20 protein-coding genes are annotated in these 18469 nt (G+C 62.4%); 16 read left to right on the plus strand and 4 right to left on the minus strand.

The window, feature by feature from the left end:
* The first annotated feature begins 185 nt into the window (after positions 1 to 185).
* From B2Y33_RS11935 to B2Y33_RS11945, 3 genes are read left to right on the plus strand one after another with little or no spacing between them, the layout of a single operon-like run.
* A complete protein-coding gene (locus B2Y33_RS11935) occupies positions 186 to 845 on the plus strand; it encodes a paraquat-inducible protein A (RefSeq protein WP_049695400.1) in 660 nt (219 codons plus the stop codon).
* Positions 832 to 1455, plus strand: a complete 624-nt coding sequence (locus tag B2Y33_RS11940) for a paraquat-inducible protein A (RefSeq protein WP_027915686.1) — start codon at positions 832 to 834, stop codon at positions 1453 to 1455. The genes B2Y33_RS11935 and B2Y33_RS11940 overlap by 14 nt, the downstream gene beginning before the upstream one ends.
* Entirely contained in the window at positions 1448 to 3748 is a 2301-nt protein-coding gene (locus B2Y33_RS11945) for a PqiB family protein (protein WP_027915687.1), read from the plus strand. The genes B2Y33_RS11940 and B2Y33_RS11945 overlap by 8 nt, the downstream gene beginning before the upstream one ends.
* 128 nt (positions 3749 to 3876) lie before the next feature.
* Here the strand turns inward: B2Y33_RS11945 and rpsT are convergent, their stop codons facing one another.
* Positions 3877 to 4155 carry a 30S ribosomal protein S20 gene (gene rpsT, locus B2Y33_RS11950; protein WP_023533220.1) on the minus strand — a complete coding sequence of 93 codons (279 nt, stop codon included), beginning with the start codon at positions 4153 to 4155 and terminating at the stop codon, positions 3877 to 3879.
* Between the two features lie 250 nt (positions 4156 to 4405).
* Here rpsT and murJ point away from each other — a divergent pair, with 250 nt between their 5' ends.
* The 6 genes from murJ (at position 4406) to ispH (ending at position 11741) form a co-directional block, all read left to right on the plus strand.
* The gene (gene murJ, locus B2Y33_RS11955; protein ID WP_027915688.1) at positions 4406 to 5944 is read left to right on the plus strand and encodes a murein biosynthesis integral membrane protein MurJ; all 1539 of its coding nucleotides are present in this window, start codon (positions 4406 to 4408) and stop codon (positions 5942 to 5944) included.
* A 118-nt stretch (positions 5945 to 6062) separates the two neighbouring features.
* Positions 6063 to 7013 carry a bifunctional riboflavin kinase/FAD synthetase gene (gene ribF, locus B2Y33_RS11960; RefSeq protein WP_027915689.1) on the plus strand — a complete coding sequence of 317 codons (951 nt, stop codon included), beginning with the start codon at positions 6063 to 6065 and terminating at the stop codon, positions 7011 to 7013.
* Positions 7010 to 9841 (plus strand): isoleucine--tRNA ligase, encoded by a 2832-nt coding sequence (gene ileS / locus B2Y33_RS11965; protein ID WP_206405835.1) that lies wholly within the window; start codon positions 7010 to 7012, stop codon positions 9839 to 9841. The genes ribF and ileS overlap by 4 nt, the downstream gene beginning before the upstream one ends.
* Positions 9834 to 10349, plus strand: coding sequence for a signal peptidase II (gene lspA, locus B2Y33_RS11970; RefSeq protein WP_027915691.1), 516 nt, complete (start codon positions 9834 to 9836; stop codon positions 10347 to 10349). Before ileS ends, lspA begins: the two co-directional genes overlap by 8 nt.
* Positions 10342 to 10779 (plus strand): FKBP-type peptidyl-prolyl cis-trans isomerase, encoded by a 438-nt coding sequence (gene fkpB / locus B2Y33_RS11975; protein ID WP_027915692.1) that lies wholly within the window; start codon positions 10342 to 10344, stop codon positions 10777 to 10779. The genes lspA and fkpB overlap by 8 nt, the downstream gene beginning before the upstream one ends.
* Before the next feature lie 14 nt (positions 10780 to 10793).
* Positions 10794 to 11741: a 4-hydroxy-3-methylbut-2-enyl diphosphate reductase gene (ispH, locus tag B2Y33_RS11980; protein WP_027915693.1), complete on the plus strand. Its 948-nt coding sequence runs from the start codon at positions 10794 to 10796 to the stop codon at positions 11739 to 11741.
* A 36-nt stretch (positions 11742 to 11777) separates the two neighbouring features.
* Here ispH and B2Y33_RS11985 read toward each other — a convergent pair whose 3' ends face one another.
* Entirely contained in the window at positions 11778 to 12275 is a 498-nt protein-coding gene (locus B2Y33_RS11985; RefSeq protein WP_027915694.1) for a GspH/FimT family pseudopilin, read from the minus strand.
* A 109-nt stretch (positions 12276 to 12384) separates the two neighbouring features.
* Between B2Y33_RS11985 and B2Y33_RS11990 the strand changes: the two genes are divergently transcribed.
* The 5 genes from B2Y33_RS11990 to thiO are packed head-to-tail and all read left to right on the plus strand — an operon-like array spanning position 12385 to position 15205.
* Positions 12385 to 12567, plus strand: coding sequence for a type IV pilus modification PilV family protein (locus B2Y33_RS11990; protein WP_027915695.1), 183 nt, complete (start codon positions 12385 to 12387; stop codon positions 12565 to 12567).
* Positions 12564 to 13202, plus strand: a complete 639-nt coding sequence (locus B2Y33_RS11995) for a PilW family protein (RefSeq protein ID WP_027915696.1) — start codon at positions 12564 to 12566, stop codon at positions 13200 to 13202. Before B2Y33_RS11990 ends, B2Y33_RS11995 begins: the two co-directional genes overlap by 4 nt.
* Positions 13199 to 13663 (plus strand): hypothetical protein, encoded by a 465-nt coding sequence (locus B2Y33_RS12000; RefSeq protein ID WP_027915697.1) that lies wholly within the window; start codon positions 13199 to 13201, stop codon positions 13661 to 13663. The genes B2Y33_RS11995 and B2Y33_RS12000 overlap by 4 nt, the downstream gene beginning before the upstream one ends.
* Position 13664: 1 nt before the next feature.
* On the plus strand, positions 13665 to 14051 hold the full coding sequence (locus B2Y33_RS12005; RefSeq protein WP_027915698.1) for a type IV pilin protein: 387 nt from the start codon (positions 13665 to 13667) through the stop codon (positions 14049 to 14051).
* A 56-nt stretch (positions 14052 to 14107) separates the two neighbouring features.
* Positions 14108 to 15205 (plus strand): glycine oxidase ThiO, encoded by a 1098-nt coding sequence (thiO, locus tag B2Y33_RS12010; protein ID WP_088523216.1) that lies wholly within the window; start codon positions 14108 to 14110, stop codon positions 15203 to 15205.
* A gap of 8 nt (positions 15206 to 15213) precedes the next feature.
* Here the strand turns inward: thiO and B2Y33_RS12015 are convergent, their stop codons facing one another.
* A complete protein-coding gene (locus B2Y33_RS12015; RefSeq protein ID WP_023533255.1) occupies positions 15214 to 15444 on the minus strand; it encodes a PP0621 family protein in 231 nt (76 codons plus the stop codon).
* 94 nt (positions 15445 to 15538) lie between these two features.
* Complete coding sequence (locus B2Y33_RS12020; RefSeq protein WP_027915700.1) at positions 15539 to 16558, minus strand: outer membrane protein assembly factor BamD; 1020 nt, start codon at positions 16556 to 16558, stop codon at positions 15539 to 15541.
* A 147-nt stretch (positions 16559 to 16705) separates the two neighbouring features.
* Between B2Y33_RS12020 and rluD the strand changes: the two genes are divergently transcribed.
* Both rluD and pgeF read left to right on the plus strand, forming a co-directional pair.
* Positions 16706 to 17668, plus strand: a complete 963-nt coding sequence (rluD, locus tag B2Y33_RS12025) for a 23S rRNA pseudouridine(1911/1915/1917) synthase RluD (RefSeq protein WP_288632955.1) — start codon at positions 16706 to 16708, stop codon at positions 17666 to 17668.
* Positions 17665 to 18405 carry a peptidoglycan editing factor PgeF gene (pgeF, locus tag B2Y33_RS12030; RefSeq protein ID WP_027915701.1) on the plus strand — a complete coding sequence of 247 codons (741 nt, stop codon included), beginning with the start codon at positions 17665 to 17667 and terminating at the stop codon, positions 18403 to 18405. The genes rluD and pgeF overlap by 4 nt, the downstream gene beginning before the upstream one ends.
* Positions 18406 to 18469 lie beyond the last annotated feature (64 nt).

An 18469-nucleotide genomic window follows, 5' to 3' on the forward strand; every position in this document is an offset into this window, starting at 1 on the left:
CAGGTAGGGGTTTTGTCTTTGGGCTGAAAAAAACCTTTCTAGCCTGCCTGTCGCTCAAGGCACCCCTTCCTGTTCGTCAAGAGCCCGCATTTCGAGCGCCGGGCCATTCGAACCGCAATCTCCAGCCTATGCCGGCCTCCATAAGATCACTAGAATAACCCCACGCACTTACTCAGAAGCGTCCTATGTCCAACCCCGTCGAGCCAGAAACGCTGGCTGATCTGCCACTCGAAGACCTGGTCGCATGCCATGAATGCGATCTGCTCTTGCGCAAACCTGTGATCCACCCCGGTGAAAAAGCGCTTTGCCCGCGCTGCGGCTACGAGCTCTATGCGCACCGGCATAATGTGGTCAACCGCAGCCTGGCGTTGGTGCTGACGGCGCTCGCGCTGTTCATCCCAGCCAATTTCCTGCCGATCATGCAGTTGCATCTGCTAGGCCAGACATCGGACGACACGGTCTGGAGCGGCGTACTGGGGCTGTATGATTCGGGCATGCAGGGGGTGGCCATCGTGGTTTTCCTGTGCAGCATGGCCATACCGCTGGCAAAACTGATGTGTCAGCTGGCCGTTCTACTGGCGATTCGGCTCAACACAGGGCGCAGGTTAGGTTTGTTGCTGTACAGAACCTATCACCACTTGCGTGACTGGGGCATGCTCGAGGTCTACTTCATGGGCGTGCTCGTGGCCATCGTCAAATTGGTGGACTTGGCAGAACTTACCGTAGGGGTTGGTCTGTTCTGCTTCATCAGCTTGCTGTTGATTCAGGTTTGGCTGGAGGTTGTCATGTCACCGCACCAGGTCTGGAGTGCGTTATCGGGGGAGGACCCGCATGCGGGCGATTGATGCAGGTATCGTTGTCTGCAACGAGTGTCATGAACTGAACAGGCAAACCACAGGTGACGCATCCCAAACGTGTACGCGGTGCGGTGCCAGGGTGCATCCGCGTCGACCGAACAGCATCATGCGTACCTGGGCGCTGCTCATCGCTGCATCCATTCTCTATATTCCGGCCAACGTGCTGCCGATCATGACCGTCAGCTCATTTGGTCAAGGCACGCCCGACACCATCATGTCGGGCGTCATCGCCCTGCTCAAGCACGGGATGGTTCCGATTGCGGCCGTGGTATTTACGGCCAGTATTCTCGTACCTACGTTCAAACTGGTAGGAATCGGTTTGCTCCTGTATTCCGTGCAGCGCAGACAGCCCCTGTCGGCGCGGCAACGGATCTGGATGTACCGTTTCATCGAATTCATAGGACGTTGGTCCATGCTCGACATATTCGTCATCGCCATTCTGGTGGCAGTGGTGAATTTCGGCAGGATAGCCAATGTCGAAGCCAATCTGGGCGCTGTCGCCTTCGCAACTGTGGTGATCCTGACGATGCTTGCTGCTTTGACCTTCGATCCCCGATTGATTTGGGATAACACGGAGTCGGATGACGACCATGAGTGACCTGCCAACGGCTAAAACTCGGCCTGCCTCCAATTGGTCGGCCATCTGGATCCTGCCCTTGATCGCGCTGATGATCGGAGGCTGGCTCGCATGGCAGGCTTACCGTGAGGCCGGGGTGCAGATCGAGGTGCGTTTCGAATCGGGCGAAGGCATCGTCGCCAACAAGACCGAAGTCATCTACAAAGGCATGCCGGTCGGTAAGGTCAAGAGTTTGGTACTCGATGCCGAGGGCGAGAATCAGGGTGTCATCGCCACCATCGAGATGAACCAGGCGGCTGAAGGGCACCTGAACAAAGGCACGCGTTTCTGGCTGGTCAAGCCGAGCGTCAGCCTGGCGGGCATTTCCGGCCTCGAGACGTTGGTATCGGGTAACTACATTGCCGTCAGCCCCGGAGAGGGTGAGCCAACCAAGCGGTTCACCGCGCTCAAGGTGGCACCGCCCCTGTCGGATTCCGAACCTGGTTTGCACCTCACCCTCAAGGCCGAGCGCCTGGGGTCGCTCAATAAAGACAGCCCGATCTTCTACAAGCAAATCCAGGTCGGCCGCGTGAAAAGCTACCGGCTTTCCGACGACCAGAGCACGGTCGAGGTAAAAATCTTCATCGAGCCTGCCTACGCGAGCCTGGTGCGCAAGCATACGCGCTTCTGGAACGCCAGCGGCGTCAGCATCGATGCCTCGCTATCGGGGGTCAAGGTGCGCAGTGAATCGCTGTCGAGTATCGTCGCCGGCGGCATCGCCTTTGCCACGCCAGAGCACCGCAAGGACAGCCCGCCTACCGACCCAAGCCTGCCATTTCGCTTGTACGAGGACTTCGATGCAGCCCAGGCCGGTATCCGGGTGAAAGTGAAGCTGAGCGACTACGAGGGCCTGCAGGCCGGGCGTACGCCTGTCATGTACAAAGGCATCCAGGTGGGCTCTCTGAAGACCCTGAAAATGGAGGACAACCTTGCCAGCGCCACTGCCGAGCTGACACTGGACCCGTTGACCGAAGATTACCTGGTGGAGGGCACTCAGTTCTGGGTGGTCAAACCTTCCATTTCCCTGGCGGGTATCACGGGCCTGGAAGCACTGGTCAAGGGTAACTACATTGCCATCCGCCCTGGGGAGAAAGGTGCTCGACCTGAACGGGAGTTCGAAGCGCGCGCCAAGGCGCCGCCGCTGGACCTGAAGGCGCCGGGCCTGCACATGGTGCTGTTCGCAGATACCCTGGGTTCCCTGGAGGTGGGTAGCCCCGTGACCTTCAAACAGGTGAAGGTAGGTAGCGTGCAAAGCTATCAGTTCGCCCGTGACAGCAACCGTATTCTGATCGGTGTTCACATCGAGAAAGAATACGAAAAACTGGTAAACGGCTCGACACGGTTCTGGAACGCCAGTGGTATTACCCTCACCGGTGGCCTGTCTGGCATCAAGATCAAGAGTGAGTCCCTGCAAACCCTGATGGCAGGGGGCATCGCCTTCGACACGCCAAGGCCCAATGTGCCGCTAAAACGCCATATCCCGCGTTTCCGCCTGCATGAAAGCCAGGAGGCAGCCAACCGTGCCGGGACCCTTATCACGATCCGTGTGGAGCGCGCCGATGGGCTCAAGCCAGGCACCGCCATCCGCTTCCGGGGGCTGGATGTGGGCAGTGTGGAAAGTGTCGACCTTACCAAGGACATGCAGGCCGTGCTGTTGAAGGCACGTATTACCGAAGCTGCAGAGCGCATTGCCCGTGCCGGCACTCAGTTTTGGGTGGTCAAGCCATCCTTCGGCCTGGTGCGCACCGAAAACCTCGACACGCTGGTGGGCGGGCAGTACCTGGAAGTACAGCCTGCGGTCAAGGACAGGGGCCCGCAGCGTGACTTCATCGCACTGGCCGAAGCGCCCGAAGTAGCCGGTCCGGAGGTGGGTCTGCCAGTGACCCTCAGCGCACCTCGGCTAGGCTCCATCAAGCCCGGTGTGCCCGTGACATTCCGCGAGGTGGCGGTTGGCAAGGTGACCGACGTCGAGCTAGGCCAGAGTGCCGACAGGGTGCTGATCCACATTCTGATCGAGCCGCGTTATGCCAGCCTGGTACGTAGCGGCAGCCGCTTCTGGAACAGCAGCGGTTTCGGCTTCGACTGGGGCTTGTTCAAGGGCGCTACCGTGCGCACGGAGTCGCTGGAAACACTGATCGATGGTGGTATTGCCTTCGCGACGCCCGAGGGGGAACGCATGGGCACTCCGGCTCGGCCAAGGCAAACGTTCCCGCTGTTCGAGAAAGCTGAAGATGAATGGCTGCAGTGGGCACCCAAGATTCAGATCGCCAAGTAATGCAGGGTAGGGCCGCCATGCGGCCCTGCCACTTTACAGCGCGTGCGTTGAGCCGCGAGCCTGGCACTTCACAAAACCCAGGCATAAAAAAACCGACCCTGAGGTCGGTTTTTTGACTAGCGCGTCGCTTAGGCAGCTGCAGCTTCTTTCAGCGCCTTGATGTGGCCATTCAGACGGCCTTTGTGACGAGCAGCCTTGTTCTTGTGGATGATACCTTTGTCGGCCATACGGTCGATTACAGGTACAGCCAGAACGTAAGCGGCTTGCGCTTTTTCGGCGTCTTTTGCGTCAATGGCTTTGACTACATTCTTGATGTAGGTGCGGACCATGGAACGCAGGCTGGCGTTGTGGCTGCGACGCTTCTCAGCCTGTTTTGCACGTTTCTTGGCGGAAGGTGAGTTGGCCACCGTCGAGCTCCTCGAAAGACTTTAGGTAAATAGCAAACAAAATAGGCCGCGAATCATGCCGATCAGTCGGGCGGATGTCAAGGCCACTTGCAAGGTTCCGCCGAGCGGTGCGCCAACAAGCGGGAAAGATTCCTTTCTGCTGCGCGACCTGTACACTCGGGAATTTTTGGCTCCCCTGCGAAGGCGCGGGAGTATCGCACATTCGGACGCGCTCTGGCAGCGTCCTCTGTCATTGGCGTGAATCTTTTCGATGAACCTGCTCAAATCCCTCGCTGCGGTAAGCTCGATCACCATGATTTCGCGGGTGCTGGGTTTTGTCCGCGACACCATCCTGGCGCGTATTTTTGGCGCCGGCGTTGCTACCGATGCTTTCTTCATTGCGTTCAAGCTACCCAACCTGCTGCGCCGCATCTTCGCCGAGGGTGCGTTCTCCCAGGCATTCGTGCCTATTCTTGCCGAATACAAAAGCCAGCAGGGCGAAGAGGCCACGCGTACCTTCGTGGCCTACGTCAGCGGCCTGCTGACGCTGGTGCTGGCCGTGGTGACCGGCATCGGTATCCTGGCCGCGCCCTGGGTGGTGTGGGCCACGGCGCCTGGCTTCGTCGACAACGCCGAGAAATACCAGCTCACCACCGATCTGCTGCGGGTCACCTTTCCTTATATATTGCTGATCTCGCTGTCATCCCTGGTGGGCGCCATCCTCAACACCTGGAACCGCTTCAGCGTGCCGGCCTTCACGCCGACCTTGCTCAACGTGGCGATGATCGTGTTCGCCGTATTGCTCACGCCGTATTTCAATCCGCCGATCATGGCGCTGGCCTGGGGCGTGCTGGCCGGTGGCCTGGCGCAACTGCTCTACCAGCTTCCGGCCCTGAAAAGGATCGGCATGCTGGTGTTGCCGCGGCTGAACCTGAAAGATGCAGGCGTGTGGCGGGTGCTCAAGCAGATGCTCCCTGCCATCCTCGGCGTCTCGGTGAGCCAGATATCGCTGATCATCAATACCATCTTCGCCTCGTTCCTGGTGGCAGGCTCCGTCTCCTGGATGTACTACGCAGACCGGCTCATGGAGCTGCCGTCGGGTGTTCTGGGCGTGGCTCTGGGTACCATCCTGCTGCCGACCCTGGCCAAGACCTACGCCAACAAGGACCGGGAAGAGTACTCGCGCATTCTCGACTGGGGCCTGCGCTTGTGCTTTTTGCTGGTGCTGCCGTGTACGCTGGGGCTGGCGATCCTAGCCGAGCCGCTGACCGTGGCCCTGTTCCAGTACGGCAAGTTCAGTGCAACCGATGCCGCCATGACCCAGCAGGCGCTGATCGCCTATTCCGTCGGCCTGCTGGCAATCATTATGGTCAAGGTGCTGGCGCCGGGCTTCTATGCGCAGCAGAATATCCGCACGCCGGTAAAGATCGCCGTCTTCACCCTGGTCTGCACGCAGCTGTTCAACCTGGTGCTCATCGGCCCGCTGGCGCATGCCGGACTGGCCCTGGCCATCAGCCTTGGCGCCTGCCTCAATGCCGGCTTGCTGTTCTGGAAGCTGCGCACCCAGCAGCTATTCCAACCGCAACCAGGTTGGGCCATGTTTCTGCTCAAGCTGGTGTTGGCGGCAGGCCTGATGTCCGGTGTCCTGCTGGCTGGCATGCACTACCTGCCGGCCTGGGTCGAGGGAAACATGCTTGAACGACTGATGCGGCTGATGGCGCTGATCATGGCAGCCGTCGTCACCTACTTTGGTTGCCTGTACCTGTGCGGTTTCCGACCTCGGCAGTTCGCCCGCAAAGCCTTGCACTAAGGCTGCGGGCGCGTCAGGCGTCGGTTTTTCGCAATCCACGCCGCCCTTGGGCGCTGCTGCCTGTCACCGGCGCCCGGGTGTGGTTATAATCGGCCACTTTATGAGCAAGAAGCGCGTTATGCAGCTGGTTCGAGGTCTTCACAACCTGCGCCCCGAGCACCGGGGGTGTGTCGCCACCATTGGCAACTTCGACGGGGTTCACCGCGGCCACCAGGCAATCCTGGCGCGCCTGCGCGAGCGAGGCCAGGCCCTGGGCCTGCCGACCTGCGTGGTAATCTTCGAACCGCAACCGCGCGAGTACTTCACGCCCGATACCGCGCCGGCCCGCCTGGCCCGGCTGCGGGACAAGATCGCGTTGCTGGCCGGCGAAGGCATCGACCGCGTATTGTGCCTGGCCTTCAACCAGCGCCTGGGTGAGCTCGACGCCGATGACTTCGTCAGGACCATCCTGGTCGATGGCCTGGGCGTGCAGCATCTCGAAGTGGGTGACGACTTCCGCTTTGGCTGTGATCGCAAAGGCGATTTCGCCTTCCTGGTCCAGGCCGGCGCGCAGTATGGTTTTACCGTAGAAGCCGCCAACACCGTGATACAGGACGGCCTACGGGTCAGCAGCACCGAAGTACGCAAGGCGCTGGCGCAAGGCAATTTCGAGCTGGCCGAGCATCTGCTGGGCCGCCCGTACAGCATCACCGGCCGCGTATTGCATGGCCAGAAGCTGGCCCGCCAGCTCGGCACACCCACTGCCAACATCCAGCTCAAGCGTCGCCGCGTACCGTTGGCCGGTGTCTACCTGGCCAGCATCGAGATCGACGGCAAGGCCTGGGCGGGTGTCGGCAACATTGGCGTGCGTCCTACCGTTGCCGGTGACGGGCGCCCGCACCTGGAGATCCATCTGCTGGACTATGCCGGTGACCTTTATGGTCGCCGTCTGACGGTGGTGTTCCACCACAAGCTGCGTGAAGAGCAGCGATTCGCCTCCCTGGAGGCGCTGAAGTCGGCGATCGACGCGGATATCGCCGCCGCACGTGCACATTGGCACGCTCAACCGCTAACCAAGAGCCTGAAATGACCGACTACAAAGCCACGCTAAACCTTCCGGACACCGCCTTCCCCATGAAGGCCGGCCTGCCTCAGCGCGAACCGCAGATTCTGCAGCGCTGGGACAGCATTGGCCTGTACCAGAAGCTGCGTGAGATTGGCAAGGATCGTCCCAAGTTCGTCCTGCACGACGGCCCGCCCTACGCCAATGGCAAGATCCACATCGGTCATGCGCTGAACAAGATCCTCAAGGACATGATCGTCCGCTCCAAGACCCTGGCCGGCTTCGATGCGCCGTACGTGCCGGGTTGGGACTGCCATGGGCTGCCGATCGAACACAAGGTCGAAGTCACCCACGGCAAGCACCTGACCGCCGACCGTACCCGCGAGCTGTGCCGCGAGTACGCTGCCGAGCAGATCGAAGGGCAGAAGACCGAGTTCATTCGCCTGGGCGTGCTGGGCGACTGGGACAACCCCTACAAGACCATGAACTTCGCCAACGAGGCTGGTGAAATCCGCGCCCTGGCCGAGATGGTCAAGCAGGGGTACGTGTTCAAGGGCCTCAAGCCGGTGAACTGGTGCTTCGATTGCGGCTCGGCACTGGCCGAGGCGGAAGTCGAATACGCCGACAAGAAGTCGCAGACCATCGACGTGGCGTTCCCTGTCGCCGATGACGCCAAGCTGGCCGCAGCCTTCGGCCTGGCGGCACTCGAAAAACCGGCCGCCATCGTGATCTGGACCACCACCCCGTGGACCATCCCTGCCAACCAGGCGCTGAACGTTCACCCCGAGTTCCAGTACGCCCTGGTCGACATCGGCGAGCGTCTGCTGGTCCTGGCCGAAGAGCTGGTCGAGTCCTGCCTCAAGCGCTACGAACTGGAAGGTTCGGTGATCGCCACCGCCCCAGGCTCGGCCCTTGAGCTGGTCAACTTCCGTCACCCGTTCTACGACCGCCTTTCGCCGGTTTACCTGGCCGAGTACGTGGAACTGGGCGCAGGCACTGGCGTGGTGCATTCTGCGCCGGCCTACGGTGAAGACGACTTCGTGACCTGCAAGCGCTACGGCATGATCAACGATGAAATCCTCACGCCCGTGCAGAGTAACGGCGTGTACGTCGAATCGCTGCCGTTCTTCGGCGGGCAGTTCATCTGGAAGGCCAACCCGGCCATCGTCGAGAAGCTGGGCGAAGTCGGTGCGCTGATGCACACCGAAACCATCAGCCACAGCTACATGCACTGCTGGCGTCACAAGTCGCCGCTGATCTACCGTGCCACCGCACAGTGGTTCGTCGGCATGGACAAGCAGCCACGCGACGGCGAACCGCTGCGCGAGCGTGCCCTGAAGGCCATCGAGGACACCAAGTTCGTCCCGGCGTGGGGCCAGGCACGCTTGCACTCGATGATCGCAAACCGGCCTGACTGGTGCATCTCGCGCCAGCGTAACTGGGGCGTGCCTATCCCGTTCTTCCTGAACAAGCAGACGGGCGAGCTGCACCCTCGGACCGTCGAGCTGATCGAAGAGGTCGCCAAGCGCGTCGAGCAACAGGGCATCGAGGCCTGGTTCAAGCTGGACGCCGCCGAGCTGCTCGGCGTCGAAGCCGAGCAGTACGACAAGATCGCTGACACCCTGGACGTATGGTTCGACTCCGGCACCACGCACTGGCATGTACTGCGCGGCTCCCACGACATCGGCCATGCCACCGGCCCCCGCGCCGACCTGTACCTGGAAGGTTCCGACCAACACCGCGGCTGGTTCCACTCGTCGCTGTTGACCGGCTGCGCCATCGACGGCCACGCGCCATACCGCGAGCTGCTGACCCACGGCTTCACCGTGGACGAGAACGGCCGCAAGATGTCCAAGTCGCTGGGCAACACCATCGAGCCCGAGAAGGTCAACAACACCCTGGGTGCCGACATCCTGCGCCTGTGGGTCGCTGCTACCGACTACTCCGGTGAAATGGCAGTGTCCGAGCAGATCCTGCAGCGCAGCGCCGATGCCTACCGGCGTATTCGCAACACCGCACGCTTCCTGCTCTCCAACCTGACCGGCTTCGACCCGGCACGCGACCTGCTCGCGCCGCAGGACATGCTGGCCCTGGACCGTTGGGCGGTGGATCGCACCCTGTTGCTGCAACGCGAGCTGGAAGAGCACTACGGCGAGTACCGCTTCTGGAACGTCTACTCGAAGGTGCACAACTTCTGTGTGCAGGAGCTGGGTGGTTTCTACCTCGACATCATCAAGGATCGCCAGTACACCACGGGTGCCAACAGCGTCGCCCGCCGTTCCTGCCAGACCGCGCTGTACCACATCAGCGAGGCGCTGGTGCGCTGGATCGCGCCGATCCTGGCCTTTACCGCCGACGAAATCTGGCAGTACCTGCCGGGTGAGCGTAACGAGTCGGTCATGCTCAATGGCTGGTATGAAGGCCTGAGTGAGCTGCCGGAAGGCACCGAACTCGATCGCGCCTATTGGGACCGCGTCATGGCGGTCAAGGCTTCGGTCAACAAGGAACTGGAAAACCAGCGTACCGCCAAGGTCATCGGCGGCAACCTGCAGGCCGAAGTCACCTTGTACGCGGACGAGGGCCTGAGCGCCGATCTGAACAAGCTGGGCGATGAGTTGCGTTTCGTGCTCATCACCTCGGCTGCCAGCGTGGTGCCGTTCGCGCAGGCGCCTGCCGAAGCGGTGGCGACCGAGGTCGAAGGCCTCAAGTTGAAAGTGGTCAAGTCCGGCTACACCAAGTGCGGCCGTTGTTGGCACTTCCGTGCAGACGTCGGCAGCCATCCGGAGCATCCGGAAATCTGCGGTCGCTGTGTGGAAAACCTGACCGGCTCCGGCGAGGTGCGCCACTATGCCTAACCTTGCAGCGGGGCGCTTCGGGCGCCTCGTATGGCTGTGGCTGAGCTTGCTGGTCCTGGTCGTCGACCAGGCCACCAAGCTGTACTTCAACAACGCCCTGACCATGTACCAGCAAATTGTCGTCATCCCCGACTACTTCAGCTGGACCCTGGCCTACAACACCGGCGCTGCGTTCAGTTTTCTGGCCGATGGCGCCGGCTGGCAGCGCTGGTTGTTCGCCCTGATCGCCGTGGTGGTCAGTGCAGTGCTGGTGGTGTGGCTCAAGCGCCTCGGCCGTCATGAAACCTGGCTGGCCGTAGCGCTGGCCCTGGTGCTGGGCGGGGCCATCGGCAACCTCTACGACCGTATCGTGCTGGGCCATGTGGTCGATTTCATCCTGGTGCACTGGCAGAACCGCCACTACTTCCCGGCCTTCAACGTGGCCGACAGCGCCATTACCGTCGGCGCAATCATGTTGGCGCTGGACATGTTCAAGAGCAAGAAATCCGAGGAGCCGGTCCATGACTGACATTCGTATCGGCCAGAACACCGAAGTTACCCTGCATTTCGCCCTGCGCCTGGAAAACGGTGACACGGTCGACAGCACCTTCGACAAGGCGCCTGCCACCTTCAAGGTGGGCGACGGCAACCTGCTGCCGGGCTTCGAGGCCGCGCTGTTCGGTTTCAAGGCTGGCGACAAACGCACCGTGGAGGTGGCCCCGGAGAACGCCTTCGGCCAGCCTAACCCACAGAATGTGCAGGTTATGCCAAGGTCTCAGTTCGAAGGCATGGAGCTGTCCGATGGCTTGCTGATCATCTTCAAGGACGCCGCCAACGCCGAGCTACCGGGCGTGGTGAAGGCCTTCGACGACGATCAGGTGACCATCGACTTCAATCACCCACTGGCTGGCAAGACCCTGACCTTCGAGGTAGAGATCCTCGAGGTGAAGGCCCTGTAGGCCTGGAGCCGATCATGCAAATCAAACTCGCCAACCCGCGCGGCTTCTGCGCGGGGGTCGACCGGGCGATCGAAATCGTCAACCGCGCGCTGGAAGTGTTCGGCCCGCCCATCTATGTGCGCCACGAAGTGGTACACAACAAGTTCGTCGTCGAGGACCTGCGCAGCCGTGGCGCCATTTTCGTCGAGGAGCTGGACCAGGTGCCTGACGATGTCATCGTCATCTTCAGCGCCCATGGGGTTTCCCAGGCCGTGCGTCAGGAAGCCGGTGGGCGTGGCCTGAAGGTATTCGATGCCACCTGCCCATTGGTCACCAAGGTGCACATCGAGGTGGCCAAGTACAGCCGCGATGGCCGTGAGTGCATCCTGATTGGCCATGCCGGCCACCCGGAAGTCGAAGGCACCATGGGGCAGTATGACGCTAGCAACGGCGGGGCCATCTACCTGGTAGAAGACGAGGACGACGTAGCCAATCTGCAGGTGAGAGACCCTGACCACTTGGCATTCGTGACCCAGACCACCTTGTCGATGGACGACACCAGCCGCGTGATCGACGCGCTGCGTGCGCGCTTTCCGAACATCGGCGGGCCGCGCAAGGACGACATCTGCTACGCCACGCAAAACCGCCAGGATGCCGTTAAGCAACTGGCCGACGAGTGTGATGTGGTCCTGGTGGTCGGCAGCCCTAACAGCTCCAACTCCAACCGCCTGCGTGAGCTTGCCGAGCGAATGGGTACCCCAGCCCATCTGATCGACGGCGCTGAAGACCTGCAGCGGGCCTGGTTCGACCAGGTTGGCCGCATCGGCATCACCGCAGGCGCGTCCGCGCCGGAAGTGCTGGTGCGCGGCGTCATCGAACAGCTCAAGGCCTGGGGCGCTACGGGCGCCGAGGAGCTGGACGGGCGTGAAGAGAACGTCACCTTCTCGATGCCCAAAGAGCTGCGTGTGCGCTCGTTGATCTGATCGCCTGCGCGGGCCTGAGCGGTTAGCCGCGAACGCTCAGGCCCCTGCACCTGCGCACCCTCGGGTGTCGCGAGTTTCATTCGATACCCTGACTCTGCCGCTGGACGCCATCACCACTTGATGCTGGCTGGTGCCAGCCGACCGCGCGCATACTTCGAAAGTCGCCGCCAGCCAGTTGCCGGCGGGGTTCACTGGCAGGCCCATGGCCGTGAACGTCATCGTCGTACCTAGGTTCGCGGCGATCTGCAGAGGCCGACGCAGGCGGTGTTCATGCAGCACCCGCGAATCCTGCTCCAGCGTCACTCGCCATCCATTGCCCCATGCTTCGTCCAGCGCTTGCACCCGCACGGCCTCACCCAGCAGCATGGCGCGCCCACGCGCGCTCCGCAGCGTTTGCGCCAAGTCTCGCGTGACGGCAGCGCGGTGCACGTCATCGCTGAGCTTGACGTAGGCAGGCGCCCCCAGCTGCGTCAGGACAGCGAGCACCGCCAATGCCGACACCGTTTGTATCAGTGTTACTCCCTGTTGCTTCACCGTGCATTTCTCCTTGGACGTGCTTGGCTTTAGCTTCACGCACGCTGGGCCACCCTTCCAGTGGCAGGCGTACATCGACAATGCATGAAAAGTCGCAGGAGCTGCAGGGATGCAGGTAACGCAACGGGGCATGACGCTCCTGGAAACGCTGTTGGCCATGGTGGTGATTGCGGTGGGCATGTTTGCCGCAGCAGCGCTGCACATGCAGGCTTTGCAGGCCTCGCAAGACGCTCGGCAGCAGGTGCAGGCGGTGCTGGCATCTGCCAGTGCACATGAGCAGGCGCTGCCATGAGGCCCTGGCAAAAAGGGGTCGGATTGCTCGAGCTGCTACTGGCGCTGGCACTCGGGTTGATGCTGTTGGCCGGCGCCAGCCAGTTGTTCACCTCTGCCCACCGAGCGTGGCAGCTGCAAGGGGCAGCGCTGCGCATGCAGGAAGATGCACGGCTGGCCTTGTTGCGCATGGCCCAGGACATCCGCATGGCTGGCATGTTCGGCTGCCTGCGGTTGGAGCCCGCGGATCTGCCAGACGGCGACACCTTTACCGCATTTAGCCGACCTCTGGAAGTCGAGGGCTCAAACCTTGAGGTGGTGGTGGCCGACCTTCCTGGCCATCCGCTGAAGCCTCAATGGACCCTGCTCACTGACTGCGTGGGGTACGCCAAGGTACATCGAGGGCATGTCCAAGCCGCCGCGCCGCTAATGGCCATCCCCATCACCCGGCATCGTTACGCCGTCAGGGGCGCTACCCTGTACTTCACCCGTGGCAGCAGCACCCAGCCCCTGCTTGAGCATGTGCGCCGTCTGCACGTGGTGGCTGCGGCCGATGGCCAGCGCATCGACCTGCACTTGGATCTGTTCGATCCCGTGTTGGCGCTGGAGCAGCAGTACGTTGTCAGTGTGGCCCGCCGCAACGGGGGCGAGCCATGACGCGCGAACGTGGGGTGGTGCTGCTGTTGGCATTGGTGCTGAGCCTCTTGCTGGGTGTGCTGACCACCTCGGCGCTACGTGCGGCCGCCGTTGAGACGCAAATGGTGGGCCTGTTCAAAGAAGGGCAGCTGGCCTTCGAGCAGGCCGAAGCCACATTGGACGTTGGCAAGCAGTCGATCATGCAGGTACGGCCACCGCCATGTGAAGTGTGCCCGCCGCCTGAGCAGCCGCATCGCCTGGCCGGGGTCTGGGAAGCCGGGCCAGAAGGCTTTTTTCAGGTGCAGAACCTGGGCACCACGCAACGCGCCGTGGGTGTCCCGGCCGGGCGATCAGTGACAGTGTTCCGGGTAACCGCGGTCAGCCAGCTAAGTCATCCTCGTCAGGTGGTGGAAGCGGTGTATGCCAGCGATGGTAGTGCGCTTGTACGCATGACGTGGCGACAAAGATTCAGAGGAGACTGACATGCAGCAAGGCATCAGCCTGATCGAGCTGTTGATTGTGCTGGCCGTCACCGGCATTCTGGCAGCCATTGCCTACCCCCGTTACAACGACCACCTGCGGCAGGCAGCGCGCCACGAGGTGGTCGCCCTGTTGCAGGATGCTGCATTGCGCCTGGAACGCCATCGCTTGGTTACTGGCCAGTATGCCGAAGGCGACCCGAGCCTGCCTTCGGGCAATCGCTACTACAGCCTGCAAGCGCTGCGCGAAGACCAGACCTTCACCCTGCGCGCCCGACGTTTGCCAAAAGGGCTGATGGCCGAAGACCGCTGTGGCGATTTCGAGCTTGATCAAGCTGGGGTAGGGCGCAACCACGGCGCCATCGACAGCGCGCGCTGCTGGGGAGGCTGAACGGTCACAGGTGCCCGGTGCATCGCGGTTTTTTACTTCAGGTGTTGAATCGACAGATGAGCAAGCAAGTAGTGGTGGTCGGTGGCGGGGTCATTGGCCTGCTGACGGCATTCAACCTGGCGGCGAGCGTCGACCAGGTAGTGATATGCGACCAAGGCGAGGTAGGTCGCGAGTCCTCCTGGGCCGGGGGCGGTATCGTCTCGCCCCTGTACCCCTGGCGCTACAGCCCGGCAGTGACCGCCCTGGCGCATTGGTCGCAGGACTTTTATCCACAGCTGGGTGAGCGCTTATTCGCCAGCACGGGCCTGGACCCTGAAGTACATACCACCGGGCTGTACTGGCTTGACCTGGATGATCAAGCCCAGGCCTTGGCATGGGCGGACCGTCAGCAGCGGCCGTTGAGCGCCGTGGACATTTCGGCGGTGTACGACGCAGTCCCTGTGCTCGGGCCAGGCTATGAGCGAGCCCTCTACATGGAGGGCGTGGCCAATGTGCGCAACCCGCGCCTGGTCAAATCGCTGAAGGCGGCGTTGCTGGCATTGCCCAATGTGAGTGTGCGGGAGCACTGCCAGATCACGGGGTTCGTGCAGCAGGGCGGTCGTATCATTGGGGTGAGCACCGCTGAAGGCGAGCTGGCGGCCGACGAAGTCGTACTCAGCGCCGGTGCCTGGAGCGGCGAACTGCTGCGCTACTTGGGCCTTGAGCTTCCGGTCGAGCCGGTGAAAGGGCAGATGATCCTGTTCAAATGCGCTGAAGACTTTCTGCCAAGCATGGTGCTTGCCAAAGGTCGTTATGCAATTCCGCGCCGGGATGGTCACATTCTGGTGGGCAGTACGCTGGAGCATGCCGGCTACGACAAAACACCCACCGATGAGGCGCTGGCAAGCCTCAAGGCATCGGCAGTGGATCTGCTGCCCGGCCTGGAAGGCGCGCCTGTGGTTGCCCACTGGGCCGGGCTACGGCCAGGTTCGCCTGAAGGCGTTCCGTTTATCGGGCCGGTGCCCGATTTCGAGGGGCTATGGCTGAATTGCGGCCATTATCGAAACGGGCTGGTGCTGGCGCCAGCCTCGTGCCAACTGCTGGCCGATTTGCTCAATGGCGCCGAGCCTATCATCGATCCGGCACCCTACGCCCCGCAGGGGCGCCTTGGCTAACCGCCCGATCAGCCCTGTCGGCCAGGCCCCTGCTGCAAGTGTGCCTGGCTGCAATACCAGGTGTTGCCCTGCGCCAATGCCTGGTCGGTGGGCAGGTGCACGCCACAATGCGCGCAGCGAACCATTTTCAGCGGCGCGTCGAGCTTGGCCTCTTGGCGCGGTTGCTGGCTGAGTTTGAATTTGCGCCACAGCCAGAACGCGGCGGCGATCAGGACGATCCAGAAAAGTAGGCGAACCATGGTGTTCAGCTTGTCGAATGAAAGAGGATGACAGTCTAGGGCGCAGGCATAAAAAAAGGGAGGTCCCAGACCTCCCTTTCATGCAACGGCTGAATCAGTCGAACAGACCGAAGGTCATGTAGCTGAACCAGGAGCGGTTGCTGTCGGCTTCCTTCGGCCCTGGTGGCTCGATCGGGTCGCCGTTTTCATCCTTGGGCAGCAGCTCCTTGGGCATTTCATCACGCGCATCCTGGAACTGCTTGATCACGTCCTGGTTGGCGCGGGTCTGACCCGGTGGCAGCGGGGTGTCGGTTTCGATCAGGCCCAGCGTGGCCTTGGACAGCCAGCCGCGACCGTCAGACTCGGTCTGCTTGGGCTGGAACTCACCATCGGCCAGGCTTGGGTGGTCCGGGTAGTTGAGCTTCAGGGTTTCCAGGCTGGTGGCAGCCAGGTCGTCCAGGTGCATCTTCTGGTACGCCTCGACCATCACCGCCAGGCCGTCGCCAACCGAGGGCGTTTCCTGGAAGTTCTCGACCACGTAGCGGCCACGGTTGGCGGCAGCCACGTATGCCTGACGGCTGAGGTAGTAGTCGGCCACGTGGATTTCATAGGAGGCCAGCAGGTTGCGCAGGTAAATCATGCGCTGCTTGGCGTCTGGGGCGTAACGGCTGTTGGGGAAGCGGCTGGTGAGCTGCGCGAACTCGTTGTACGAGTCGCGGGCCGCGCCCGGGTCGCGCTTGGTCATGTCCAGCGGCAGGAAGCGCGCCAGCAGGCCACGGTCCTGGTCGAAGGAGGTCAGACCCTTGAGGTAGTACGCGTAGTCGACGTTCGGGTGCTGCGGGTGCAGGCGGATGAAGCGCTCGGCGGCAGACTTGGCAGCCTCCGGCTCCGCGTTCTTGTAGTTGGCGTAGATCAGCTCCAGCTGCGCCTGGTCGGCATAGCGGCCGAACGGGTAACGCGACTCCAGGGCCTTGAGCTTGTTCACGGCGCTGGTGTAGCTGGAATTGTCCAGGTCAGCCTGGGCCTGTTGATACAGCTCGGCCTCGCTGAGGTTCTCGTCGATGACTTCCTTATTAGAGGAACAGGCCGCGGTGAGCCCGAGGATGGCGATCAGCAGCAGGTGTTTCACTTGCATGGCGGCTTGCGTCCCTTTGACGGCCGCTGTCTTGGGCGGGGCCGTCCTGTTATGATGAGCGCCCCGGCCAACCCCGGGACAAAAGAAGCCGTATTTAACCACAAGCTCGCAGCTGAAACCAAAGGCTGTGCGCCCACTGAATCGAGCATGTCCGAGATCATTCAACTTAGCGCAGAGGTCCCGTCCGAACTGGGCGGTCAACGCCTCGACCAGGTCGCCGCCCAATTGTTCGACGAGTATTCGCGCTCGCGGCTGACGGCATGGATCAAAGATGGCCGTCTGACGGTCGACGGGGCTGTCCTGCGCCCGCGTGACACCGTGCATGGCGGTGCCGTGCTGGCCCTGGAAGCCGAGCAGGAGGCCCAGGGCGAATGGGAGGCCGAGGACATCGCGCTGGACATCGTCTATGAAGACGACCATATCCTGGTCATCAACAAGCCTGCGGGCCTGGTGGTGCACCCGGCTGCCGGCCATGCCAGCGGTACCTTGCTCAACGCCTTGCTGCACCACGTGCCCGACATCATCAACGTGCCACGTGCCGGCATCGTCCACCGCCTGGACAAGGACACCACTGGCCTGATGGTCGTGGCCAAGACCTTGCAGGCGCAAACCCACTTGGTCGACCAGCTGCAGAAGCGGTCGGTCAGCCGTATCTACGAATGCATCGTGGTGGGCGTGGTCACCGCCGGTGGCAAGATCGACGCCCCCATCGGTCGTCACGGCGGCATGCGCCAGCGCATGGCCGTCACCGACGGCGGCAAGCCAGCGGTCAGCCACTACCGTGTGCTCAAGCGCTTCCGCTCGCACACCCACGTGCGGGTCAAGCTCGAAACCGGGCGTACCCACCAGATCCGCGTGCACATGGCCCACGTCGGCTTCCCCCTGGTTGGTGACCAGACCTACGGCGGGCGTTTCCGCATCCCGCCTGCGGCAAGCCCGACCATGGTCGAGGCGGTCAAGACCTTCCCGCGGCAGGCCCTGCACGCACGCTTCCTGGCACTGGTGCACCCGGCGACGGGCGAGCGCATGGAATGGGAATCGCCTCTGCCCGACGATTTCGTCTGGCTGCTGTCGCTGCTCAATCAGGATCGCGAGAGCTTCATCGGATGAGTGGCTTGACGCAGTCGCTGCTGACGCCGGACTGGCCTGCACCAGCCTCGGTTCGCGCCTGCGTCACCACCCGCCAGGGCGGCGTCAGCCTGCCGCCTTTCGATACTTTCAATCTGGGTGACCATGTGGGGGACGACCCTGCGGCCGTTGCCCAGAACCGCCTGCGCCTAAGCGGCGAGTTCGACATCCAGCCCGCCTGGCTCAAGCAGGTGCACGGTCTGGCCGTCGCCGATGCAGACCCTTCCCGCGTGGTCGAAGCCGATGCCAGCTGGACCAACCGGCCAGGCATCGCCTGTACGGTGATGACCGCCGATTGCCTGCCTGTATTGTTTTGTGACCAGGCAGGTACGCAAGTGGCGGCCGCTCATGCAGGCTGGCGCGGGCTTGCCGGCGGTGTGCTCGAAGCCACCCTGGATCGTCTGAACGTACCACCGGCTCAGGTGCTGGTGTGGTTGGGCCCGGCCATTGGGCCGCAGGCATTCGAAGTGGGCCTGGAGGTGCGCGATGCTTTTACTGCGGTGCACCCTGAGGCCGCACGGGCATTCGTCGACGGCGAACGACCCGGCAAGCTGATGGCCGATATCTACGCCCTGGCCCGTATTCGCCTGGCAGCCCGTGGGGTCACGGCTGTTTACGGTGGCGGCTTGTGCACGGTGAGCGACGAGCGGTTCTTCTCCTATCGGCGTACCCCGCAAGGCGGGCGTTTCGCTTCTTTGGTGTGGCTGGCGCCGCGCTAGCGCGCAATGGGCTGTACCTGCCATTACACCTGTGCAAATCCAGCAGCTTGACCTCCGTCAACCG

Source organism: Pseudomonas sp. UBA5666 (genome assembly GCF_002420785.1).
Taxonomy (GTDB): domain Bacteria; phylum Pseudomonadota; class Gammaproteobacteria; order Pseudomonadales; family Pseudomonadaceae; genus Aquipseudomonas; species Aquipseudomonas fulva.